Origin of the sequence: Olleya sediminilitoris, assembly GCF_016785945.1 — a bacterium.
GTDB lineage: Bacteria > Bacteroidota > Bacteroidia > Flavobacteriales > Flavobacteriaceae > Olleya > Olleya sediminilitoris.
Genome location: NZ_JAEMEF010000024.1, coordinates 1 through 2,409, shown reverse-complemented (window position 1 = coordinate 2,409; position 2,409 = coordinate 1). Strand labels below are relative to the sequence as shown.

The window sequence follows — 2,409 nt, the reverse complement described above, 5'->3', positions numbered from 1 at the left end:
ATACAGAAAAGTTCATAAACATATTGAATTGACAGCGTAAGAATTAAATTGGAAACGATTTAATTCAAACAAGAGAATAAACCATTTTGAGTATTTTTAAACAACTTTAATTGTTAAGCATATTAGTGGAAACACTTAAAAATTTAACGATGAAGAGTTTGATCCTGGCTCAGGATGAACGCTAGCGGCAGGCTTAACACATGCAAGTCGAGGGGTAACATTTTAGCTTGCTAAAGATGACGACCGGCGAACGGGTGCGTAACGCGTATAGAATCTGCCTCTTACTAAGGGATAGCCCAGAGAAATTTGGATTAATATCTTATAGTATGTTGACTTGGCATCAAGACAACATTAAAGGTTACGGTAAGAGATGACTATGCGTCCTATTAGCTAGATGGTGTGGTAACGGCACACCATGGCGACGATAGGTAGGGGCCCTGAGAGGGGGATCCCCCACACTGGTACTGAGACACGGACCAGACTCCTACGGGAGGCAGCAGTGAGGAATATTGGACAATGGAGGCAACTCTGATCCAGCCATGCCGCGTGCAGGAAGACTGCCCTATGGGTTGTAAACTGCTTTTATACAGGAAGAAACACTGCTACGTGTAGCAGCTTGACGGTACTGTAAGAATAAGGATCGGCTAACTCCGTGCCAGCAGCCGCGGTAATACGGAGGATCCAAGCGTTATCCGGAATCATTGGGTTTAAAGGGTCCGTAGGTGGATAATTAAGTCAGAGGTGAAATCCTGCAGCTCAACTGTAGAATTGCCTTTGATACTGGTTATCTTGAGTTATTATGAAGTAGTTAGAATATGTAGTGTAGCGGTGAAATGCATAGATATTACATAGAATACCAATTGCGAAGGCAGATTACTAATAATATACTGACACTGATGGACGAAAGCGTGGGGAGCGAACAGGATTAGATACCCTGGTAGTCCACGCCGTAAACGATGGTCACTAGCTGTTCGGACTTCGGTTTGAGTGGCTAAGCGAAAGTGATAAGTGACCCACCTGGGGAGTACGTTCGCAAGAATGAAACTCAAAGGAATTGACGGGGGCCCGCACAAGCGGTGGAGCATGTGGTTTAATTCGATGATACGCGAGGAACCTTACCAGGGCTTAAATGTAAATTGACAGGTTTAGAGATAGACTTTTCTTCGGACAATTTACAAGGTGCTGCATGGTTGTCGTCAGCTCGTGCCGTGAGGTGTCAGGTTAAGTCCTATAACGAGCGCAACCCCTGTTGTTAGTTGCCAGCGATTTAAGTCGGGAACTCTAACAAGACTGCCAGTGCAAACTGTGAGGAAGGTGGGGATGACGTCAAATCATCACGGCCCTTACGTCCTGGGCTACACACGTGCTACAATGGTAGGGACAGAGAGCAGCCACTTCGCGAGAAGGAGCGAATCTATAAACCCTATCACAGTTCGGATCGGAGTCTGCAACTCGACTCCGTGAAGCTGGAATCGCTAGTAATCGCATATCAGCCATGATGCGGTGAATACGTTCCCGGGCCTTGTACACACCGCCCGTCAAGCCATGGAAGCTGGGAGTGCCTGAAGTCCGTCGCCGTAAGGAGCGGCCTAGGGTAAAATCGGTAACTAGGGCTAAGTCGTAACAAGGTAGCCGTACCGGAAGGTGCGGCTGGAACACCTCCTTTCTAGAGAAAGACGATTAAAGAATGTTTTATTATAAATAAACAAAAAGTTTATTCTCCTGCTGTTAATTTAAAATCTATTATAGTAGAGTCTCATAGCTCAGCTGGTTAGAGCGCTACACTGATAATGTAGAGGTCGGCAGTTCGAGTCTGCCTGAGACTACTAATACTATAAATAAAGGAAATTCTAGAAGTTGTTAATTCTAAATCGATAATTCTGAATACAACATTCGGGATTTATTAATGGGGGATTAGCTCAGCTGGCTAGAGCGCCTGCCTTGCACGCAGGAGGTCATCGGTTCGACTCCGATATTCTCCACAATCAACACTACGTTGTTGAAAAAGTTCATTGACATATTGAAAAAAGATACATGAAAAAAAATAAATGAGTATTACTCATTTATTTAAATAATAACTTGTTAATAGTTAGTCACGAGCTACTGTTAACAATGTAACTCATTAAAAAGCAAATAGTACAATAAGCTAAATAAGAGCGTATGGGGAATGCCTAGGCTCTCAGAGGCGATGAAGGACGTGATAAGCTGCGAAAAGCTACGGGGATTGGCACATACAAGTTGATCCGTAGATATCCGAATGGGGCAACCCAGCATGTTGAAGACATGTTACACCGTAAGGTGAGCAAACCCGGAGAACTGAAACATCTAAGTACCCGGAGGAGAAGAAAACAAAAGTGATTCCGTTAGTAGTGGCGAGCGAACGCGGATTAGCCCAAACCAGTAATGTTA

At 44.3% G+C, this 2,409-nt stretch carries 2 tRNA genes and 2 rRNA genes; all 4 read left to right on the top strand.

The features are described 5' to 3' along the window. The first annotated feature begins 146 nt into the window (after positions 1-146). Positions 147-1,666, top strand: a 16S ribosomal RNA gene (locus tag JAO71_RS15660). 86 nt (positions 1,667-1,752) lie between these two features. After that, positions 1,753-1,826: transfer RNA gene (locus tag JAO71_RS15655), tRNA-Ile, on the top strand. An 82-nt stretch (positions 1,827-1,908) separates the two neighbouring features. After that, positions 1,909-1,982: transfer RNA gene (locus JAO71_RS15650), tRNA-Ala, on the top strand. Positions 1,983-2,140: 158 nt separating this feature from the next. After that, a 23S ribosomal RNA gene (locus JAO71_RS15645) occupies positions 2,141-2,409 on the top strand; the annotation flags it as partial.